Genomic DNA, 8,188 nt, shown 5'->3' with positions numbered 1-8,188 from the left:
AGTGCGGCTAATTCCAGCAATATAGTATTGAATGTAAATGTATTGGATAAAGCAGAGAAGGACAAGAAAATAGAGGCTGTTTGGGGGTATTTGGGGGATAAAGGGGAGGAGACGAGTACTTTTACAGGAGAGTTAGATGAAGAGTTATTGAAAAAAATATTTCCTCAAGTTTCAGAAAATGACTCCCGTAATATTTTACCTTTTTTGAATCAATATCTTGTAGAATTTAGCATGAATTCATGTCAAGAAAGAATTATGTTTTTCACCCAAATTGCAGAAGAAACAGATAATTTAAGATTATTGGAAGAAGTAAAAAGTGGATGGGCAAGTAGTATCTCTAAGTACAAAGGACGTGGAATGTTTCAACTAACAGGCTTAAGTAACTACCGAAATTTTGAGAATTATTGTAAAACTTTGGGAGAAAATGTCGACTTTATTAATAACCCAAGTGCTGTAGCTGAACCTAAATATTCAGTATTGTCTGCATTTTGGTTTTGGGATATAAATAATTGTAAAAAGTACTCAAAAGTATTAACAGAAGAAAACATGTTTAAAATTGCAAAAATTACAAACTGTGGTTCTATTTCATCAAACTGTTCACATAATGATCAAGAACAACCTTGTTATACTTGTGAGCCTAATGGTTGGGATAAAAGAAAGAAAGAATTTGAAAGACTTAAAAAATTATTTCCTTGTAACTAGAATAATGCCTTGTAAAATGGAAAAATATTTAATAATCCTAATGATTTTTTTGTCAATTAGTTGCCTAGGGCAATCAAACAACAAACCGAAACTTGATACAATTCCTTTCGATTTATCGCAAGGTCATATTTACGATACAACTTATATTGACTTGAATCTAGACAATAAAAAGGATATTTTTATAAAGTTTAGTTATTACAATTTCGATGTAAATATACCTACAAATGAGTATCAACAACAATTAGCAATTTATTTTAATGTAGGGGATGAAAAATTTATTTACATATGTAAGAACAAATCGTTACTATTTTACGTATATACTTCTATAAAGAAGTTAGATTCCGGAGGGTTTGTAGTTATCAATGAAGGTTCTGGTCAGGATTGGAATAGATACTACTGTTATTTTATATATGATAAATCTCAAAATGAGTGGTTTCTTTACAAGAATGAGGTATATAGAGCTTATTATGAAAAGGGCAAAGATACTGAAAGCCTAAATTTAATTAGTAAACAGGACTATCAAGACAATCAAAGGATTAAATTCAGTGAAGTAAATTTTGTTAAACTATTTCAAAAATTCTTAGAAGAAGTTCCAGACCCTCCATACTATGAAAAAATTAAAGTTGACCGAGCTATAATATTTAGTGAACCAGAAGTTAAAACTAGCATGTATCTAATAAAAGGAGATGAAGTTAAAATTGTCAAAGAAAAAGGGGGATATTTAAAAATTTATTATTTTGGAAAAAATCGCATCGAAGGCTGGATAAAGAAAACAGATGTAGAATAGCTATAATAAAGCAGGTCGGAAGGCTTGCTTTTATTTTTATGTTGTTTGAGAGATAAACCTCAGGAAGACCATCAAGCTACCTTTCCGGTTACAGGTACACAATTACATGAAATATTCCCGGACACACCACAAGACAGATGTGATGAGGTGGCAAGTATAATTAATACGTACAGTGATGACTATGGTTTAACAACACCCGAACGAATGGCTCATTTTATAGGACAGATTGGGGCGGAAACCATGTTGAAAAACTTAGATGAGAAATCCTATTCAGCTTCAAGAATTTTAACAGCCGATAAAACACGAACAATCAGAACACATAATGGTAAAAAAGTGCTGAAATATTGTTCAATTTTTGAGGGTTATTCTGCTGATGGAGCAAGTTGTCCTTATCCATATTGCGACGAAGATATAGTCGTGCCAGAAGGTAGTTATAGTGGTAGTTATGCATCTACAACTTTTATGCAAGGTATGAACAAAACAGTTAGAGCTAACATGGTAGATGAATTACCTCGTGATCCTGACTTTTTTAATGTGGTATATGCTTGTCAGTTAAATAATGGAGGAATCGAATCAGGCGATGGCTATCGCTTCAGAGGACGTGGCTTTATACAAATAACCGGGCAAACCAATTATCAAACAATGGTTCAGGCAAAGTGGGACGCAGTTCATGGAACTGGCACCAAAGATTTTATGTGTCGAAGTGAGACTTGCGACAAGAACCTGGATAACATTGCTAACGATTTAGACTTCTCCATGCTTATTTCACTTACTTTCTGGAAGGCTGGAAAAACAAATGATTTAGCAAACAAAGTGGATGAAAGCTCAATAGAAAAGGTTACAGAAGCGGTAAATGGAAAAGCAATTGGACTACCAAACAGAACACTATATACCAATAAAGCATATGAAATACTCAAAAAATAAACTCATAGTTATTTTGCTTTTAATAGCAAACATTGCCATGTCTCAGGATACAGATGTCCCTTCAAATCTTAAAGACTTTGAGGGAATATGGCAGTTTATTCCCTCTGAAGGAAGTAATGATACTACTTTTACCTTAATAGATATTTTTAAGAAAGGAAGAATTCTAAAGATTTTTGAATGGCACGATTCAAAAAATGTGTTGGTAGCTATGAGATTAATTGGTTTTTCACCCAAAAACAAGAATATTGTTAAGTTATCAGATTTAGAAGAAACAGGGCAACGGATGTATTTTTATAGACCCAACCCCCAAGCCCCCAATGATAGCATAAAGTATTTTGATCAAGCAAGTCCTAGTTGCTTTGCCAGTTTTAATGGTTTAGGTACCGATAATTATGAGCCTCCGTCGAATGGGAAACCTAATTATTTCTTGTTTAATTTCGATGGTCGAGAGTATGAATATTACAGGCAGATTAAACACATACCTAATTATATAGTAGGAGCCTTGCTCGAAAACAAAAAAGAATTGTATAAGGTGGAGACATTTTTAGGGGTAAAATATGCAAAAATCAAAATTGACAAAAGTTTTATTTTCAGTTTACCAACAAAAAGAACTAATATATATATACTTAAAGATGATCCTGTCCAAGTACTAGAAACAAAAGACGATTGGCTAAAAATTCGCTATTATGGCAACAGTGAGGAGAATGGGAAAACCATCGAAGGCTGGATAAAGAAAACAGATGTAGAATAGCTATAATAAAGCAGGTCGGAAGGCTTGCTTTTCTTTTTGGTATATCAATGCTGTTTGGGGGTATCTGGGGGATAAAACCCGGGAAGACCATCAAGCTACCTTTCCCGTTACAGGCACCCAATTACATGAGATATTCCCGGATACACCACAAGACAGATGTGATGAGGTGGCTGCTTTGCTGAACAAATATTCAGATAAGTTTGAGATAAATACTCCACTAAGAATGGCACATTTTCTGGGGCAGATTGGAGTTGAAACAGGAGGGCTAAAGCATACAAAAGAAATACCTTGTTATAAAGAAAAGGCAATTAGGGGAAATTTTGGAAAAAATTATTATTGTGATTTATTTGTTGGCTTCGATTGTGTGAATTTAGATGACTGTGCTACGACAACACAGAGAGTTAAATGCATACAAGGTGTTCCAACTACAACAGAAGAAATAAAAGAAAAGTATCTCTGTAGTTCAGCTCTATTTGATTATGTATATTCTTGCTCTGCAAGATTGAAAGGTGGTTTATATGATTTAGGGAATGGTAGCCCTAATAGTAAAGATGGCTCTACATTTTTGGGGAGAGGGTTTATACAACTGACTGGAAAAGCAAACTATGAAGACATAAGTACTTTGTGGAATAAAGATCCTGAAAATGCTAATAATAAAAAATATTTTCATAAGCAAGCATCAGACGGTGGTCATATAGATGAACTTGAGACAGACTTGGATGTTGCAATGAAAGCAAGTATGTATTACTGGAAATGGAAAGATTGTAATTCTAAGGCAGATAATGATGATACTGCTGGGGTAACATATAATATAAAAGGGAGTGATGACGATAAAGAGGTTGAAAATCGCGGTACTATTAAAAATAAAGCAATTGACGTACTAAAATAAACAATTATGAAAAGGTATTTGTATTTCTTGTTAGGAATAATTCCACTCTTCTCAAATCTTTGCGTTGCTCAAAATCTTAAATTGTCCGATATAAAAGGTGTATGGCGAAGTGGGAAATATGAGGACAATTTCCGTATTTTTTATGGTGATAGTGTGGTATCAGTAGGACTAAGGAATAACAAAGGAATAAATCTTAATTTCAGTAAAATAGGGTTTCTTGCTAATAATGACCCCTATTTGTTGCACTTAGATTCTATCCAAAATAAAAACGTTGAGGATAGTGTATTTCGTTATTTAAGAATAAACGTAGAAGATGAAGATATTAAGCATTTAAAGATTAAAAATGAAGAAAGCGAAAACGGTATATTTTATTTTGGAGGGATATTAAGTAAATTAGGTATTGATGAGGTTCCCGTTCAAGTAGGCACACGCATGGAAATTATCAATGTAAATGTACACATTTACATAAAAGAAAAAGATTTACCACCATTATTTATACATAGATTATCATTAAAATATTCGGAACAAGTATTGAAAAGAATTTTGGGTAAATCTTTTTTGAAAATAAAAATACCAAATGCTTTTATTTATACGCAGCCTACAATTGTAGGCAAAACGTATCTTCTCAAGAATGATATGATAGAAGTAGTAAAAGAAAAAGAAATCAAGGGTATAAAATGGATTAACTTTCGCTATTATGGCAACAGTGAGGAGAATGGGAAAACCATCGAAGGCTGGATAAGGAAAACAGATGTAGAATAGCTATAATAAAGCAGGTCGGAAGGCTTGCTTTTCTTTTTGGTAAATCAATGCTTCCCCCTCATTTGTATCCGCGCATAAACAACAGAAAATGAGATAGCGATTAATGTTTAACCGTATTTGAGCATAAATTTTGGGAGGAGTCTTCATAGGCTAATTCAAAATAACTGAAAATACCTTCCGTGAATAATAAACAGATAAGGGTTTGCCTGGCATGAGCTAAATTGATTCTTGTTGTTTGATTTACAACTACAAACGAATCCCCTTCCTCCAATTTTCAGTTTATTTCATTTCGCCTATATTGCTTTTCCCGACCAAAGAAAAGTAAGCCATTAAATATGAGACAAAGACGAAGATCCTTTGTCTCATATCCCAAACGCTAATCCTGTAAATTAAACGTACGTTTTACTTCTTCATAATCGCTCCAGTTTACTCCTGCCAGTTTTCCTGCTTTTACCCCGCCCGGAATAATAACATACCGGAATTGATGCGTGTTTGCAGGGCCTGAAGAATAAATATTCTGGCTGTTTACAAAAGAAACTCTTACATTTCCGGGACTCGCAATATATGTCCAGGAGTCTGTACTACCATTTGCAACTACTGTATAGCTCAGTTGTACCACTTTATCTTTCAATCCCAAAGACGAAGTATAACCATTTAGTTTGCCATACACCAAAACAGCTCCTTTATCAATAATATCTGCGGTGATTTGCGTAGCAGCTTTATTATAGGAAAAAACAAAAGTTGTAAAAAGTGTTTCTTTACCCCAGACATCCGGTGTAAACCAGTCAGAATAAATAACATTTGCTGTTCCCGGATCACCTTTCGGGCCGGCAACACCTGCAGCTCCGGCAGCTCCGGCAGCTCCGGCAGGGCCTACAGCACCTTCTTTGCACGACGAAATACACAGAAATAAGAACAAACCTGAAATGAGCAATAAACTTTGTAAAGTTTTCATGGGCATGAGATTTTAAAGGGTTCTCTCAAAATTACTTCCATAAAATTGCTTTCGTTAGCGTACTACTACGTTCCTGAGTAAACGGTCATTAGCGTATAAATACCTTATTTTCAAACAAAAAGTCCCGGTAATGCTGAATTTCCGGGACTTTAAAATATGCTGTTTTTTTCTGCAAACAGCGAAAATACTTATTCCATTACTTTTGGTACTCTGAAATATTCTTCATCTTTCTTCGGAGCATTCAAAAGCCCTTGTTCTCTGGTAATATTCGGAACAATCTTATCTTCACGAAGTGCATTAACTTCTTCTGTCATATGAATGAGCGGCTGAACATTCTCAGTATCCAATTCATTCAGTTCTTCCATCCAGGTAAGTACTGAATTAAGAGAATCTATCATTTCATGGTCTGATGACTCACTCATTTCCAACCTGGCAAGGTGTGCTATCTTCTGTAATGTCTGTTGGTCAATCTGCATAATTTATATTTTTCAATATCCTGAAACCTATTCCTGTATGAAAAGGAAGATTTCAACATATCTTATACTAATGATCTATTCCTGTTTATCATCTCTGCCTCTCAACTTCTTGTCATCCATGTGTTTATTTAAAAACTCATTGATTTTGTCAATATCAAACGCTGTTTTGATCTCCCCGAAAGAATTAATCTCAATGTCAAATCCATCCAGTTCTTTATGTACTTTCGGCGTTTCTTTCTTTGGAGCTTCTTTCTTTTTAGCCATTTCTTTATCTGATTCGTTGTCCGTCGGCCGGATACTTTTAATTTTTAGTATAAAGCATTAATCTCAAAATAACATTTTAGGTTCATTTTTTCCGGAACAATACGAATCAAACTGTTAAACACCTAAAGTAGATACCGCTTTTTCCAAACGTGCCAGAACCTCCGTTTTTCCCATAATTTCCATAGAAAGCATTAAATCAGGCCCTGCTCCTACTCCGGTAATTGCTACCCGGAGCATTTGCATGATTTTACCCATTTTAATACCCGCTTTTTCAAGCTCTGCGCTTAAAAGATGTTTTATTTCCTCTGCAACAAAGTTATCCAGAGCAGGCAAAGCCTCCTTAAAAGCAACAATTCCTTTTTTAGCATCATCGTTCCATTTAGAAGAAACGATCGCTTCGTCGTAGTTTTCAGGGGCATTAAACAGGAACTGCGCTTCCTGTACAATTTCCTGTGGGAAAGTTACCCTTTCTTTAAACAAATGAACAATTTTGACAGCTTTTTCCAGTTCAACATCCGACAAATATTGTTTTGCCAGTTCTTCATCAGACTGTAATTTCAGGTACTGCTGATTGAACCATTTCGCTTTATTAATGTCAAATTTTGCACCGGACTTACTGATTCTTTCCAGAGAAAAAGCTTCGATAAGTTCATCCATCGTAAACATTTCCTGCTCCGTTCCCGGATTCCAGCCTAAAAATGCCAGAAAATTCACTACAGCATCTTTCAAATATCCATCTTCCCGAAAACCTCTGGCGACATTTCCTGAAACAGGATCATTCCATTCTAAAGGAAATACAGGGAAACCTCCTAAATCTGCATCTCTTTTAGACAATTTACCATTTCCTTCGGGTTTTAAAAGCAAAGGTAAATGGGCAAATTTAGGCATAGTATCTTCCCAGCCAAATGCACGATACAATAAAATATGCAAAGGTGCCGAAGGTAACCACTCTTCCCCGCGTATTACATGTGAGATTTCCATCAAATGATCATCCACCACATTTGCAAGATGATAAGTCGGCATACCGTCAGACTTCATCAGAACTTTATCATCAACTGCGGAAGAATGTACTACAACCCATTCACGGATCAGGTCTTTAAAACGGATTTCTTCTTTCGCCGGAACTTTTAAACGAATTACATAAGGCTCTCCTGCACTAAGTTTAGCCTCTACTTCCTCAGCTGAAAGAGTCAGGGAGTTTTTGAGACGTGTTCTGGAAATAGCATTATATTGAAAAGCACTCCCCTGACTTTCGAAAGTCTGGCGCATGGCATCCAGTTCTTCAGATGTATCAAAGGCATAATAAGCTTTTCCGGAATCAAGCAATTTTTTAGCATACTCCATATAAATAGGCTTACGCTCCGACTGGCGGTATGGTGCATGAGCTCCTCCTACACTTTGCCCTTCATCAATAGTTATCCCAACCCAGTTAAGTGCTTCTAAAATATAATTTTCAGCACCCTCTACAAAACGGGTCTGGTCTGTATCCTCTATCCTCAATAACATTTTGCCACCTGTTTTTCTGGCAAAAAGATAATTATATAGCGCCGTTCTTACCCCTCCAATATGCAAAGCCCCTGTAGGACTTGGAGCAAAACGAACTCTTACCTGGTCACTCATTGTGTATATTATTTATTTCTGCCGAATTAAAATCAGCTATGTATTTTTCAATTCTCTA

The 8,188-nt window shown here is 35.3% G+C and carries 10 protein-coding genes; 6 read left to right on the top strand and 4 right to left on the bottom strand.

Features of this window, described 5'->3' with window-relative positions; genetic code table 11:
* The 6 genes from BM179_RS24770 to BM179_RS24745 form a co-directional block, all read left to right on the top strand.
* Window positions 1–702 (top strand): glycoside hydrolase family 19 protein (locus BM179_RS24770; protein ID WP_218159287.1); only part of this gene is annotated, 702 nt, incomplete at its 5' end.
* Between the two features lie 16 nt (window positions 703–718).
* Window positions 719–1,489 (top strand): hypothetical protein, encoded by a 771-nt coding sequence (locus BM179_RS24765; protein WP_143095319.1) that lies wholly within the window; start codon window positions 719–721, stop codon window positions 1,487–1,489.
* A 45-nt stretch (window positions 1,490–1,534) separates the two neighbouring features.
* Window positions 1,535–2,413 carry a glycoside hydrolase family 19 protein gene (locus tag BM179_RS24760; RefSeq protein ID WP_092019837.1) on the top strand — a complete coding sequence of 293 codons (879 nt, stop codon included), beginning with the start codon at window positions 1,535–1,537 and terminating at the stop codon, window positions 2,411–2,413.
* Window positions 2,394–3,164: an SH3 domain-containing protein gene (locus tag BM179_RS24755; RefSeq protein ID WP_092019836.1), complete on the top strand. Its 771-nt coding sequence runs from the start codon at window positions 2,394–2,396 to the stop codon at window positions 3,162–3,164. Before BM179_RS24760 ends, BM179_RS24755 begins: the two co-directional genes overlap by 20 nt.
* A gap of 223 nt (window positions 3,165–3,387) precedes the next feature.
* Window positions 3,388–4,053 (top strand): hypothetical protein, encoded by a 666-nt coding sequence (locus BM179_RS24750; RefSeq protein ID WP_092019835.1) that lies wholly within the window; start codon window positions 3,388–3,390, stop codon window positions 4,051–4,053.
* A gap of 6 nt (window positions 4,054–4,059) precedes the next feature.
* The gene (locus BM179_RS24745) at window positions 4,060–4,815 is read left to right on the top strand and encodes a hypothetical protein (RefSeq protein WP_092019834.1); all 756 of its coding nucleotides are present in this window, start codon (window positions 4,060–4,062) and stop codon (window positions 4,813–4,815) included.
* 376 nt (window positions 4,816–5,191) lie between these two features.
* Here the strand turns inward: BM179_RS24745 and BM179_RS25480 are convergent, their stop codons facing one another.
* The 4 genes from BM179_RS25480 to gltX all read right to left on the bottom strand — a co-directional run bounded on the left by BM179_RS25480 (window position 5,192) and on the right by gltX (window position 8,130).
* On the bottom strand, window positions 5,192–5,770 hold the full coding sequence (locus BM179_RS25480; RefSeq protein ID WP_092019833.1) for a hypothetical protein: 579 nt from the start codon (window positions 5,768–5,770) through the stop codon (window positions 5,192–5,194).
* 188 nt (window positions 5,771–5,958) lie between these two features.
* Entirely contained in the window at window positions 5,959–6,246 is a 288-nt protein-coding gene (gatC, locus tag BM179_RS24735; protein WP_092019832.1) for an Asp-tRNA(Asn)/Glu-tRNA(Gln) amidotransferase subunit GatC, read from the bottom strand.
* A gap of 75 nt (window positions 6,247–6,321) precedes the next feature.
* Entirely contained in the window at window positions 6,322–6,510 is a 189-nt protein-coding gene (locus BM179_RS24730) for a hypothetical protein (protein ID WP_092019831.1), read from the bottom strand.
* 114 nt (window positions 6,511–6,624) lie between these two features.
* Complete coding sequence (gltX, locus tag BM179_RS24725; protein ID WP_092019830.1) at window positions 6,625–8,130, bottom strand: glutamate--tRNA ligase; 1,506 nt, start codon at window positions 8,128–8,130, stop codon at window positions 6,625–6,627.
* Between the last annotated feature and the right edge of the window lie 58 nt (window positions 8,131–8,188).

It is taken from the genome of Pseudarcicella hirudinis (genome assembly GCF_900115665.1).
In the GTDB taxonomy this organism is placed as follows: Bacteria; Bacteroidota; Bacteroidia; order Cytophagales; family Spirosomataceae; genus Pseudarcicella; species Pseudarcicella hirudinis.
Note: the sequence above shows the minus strand (reverse complement) of the source record. Positions and strands in the feature narration are given on the sequence as shown.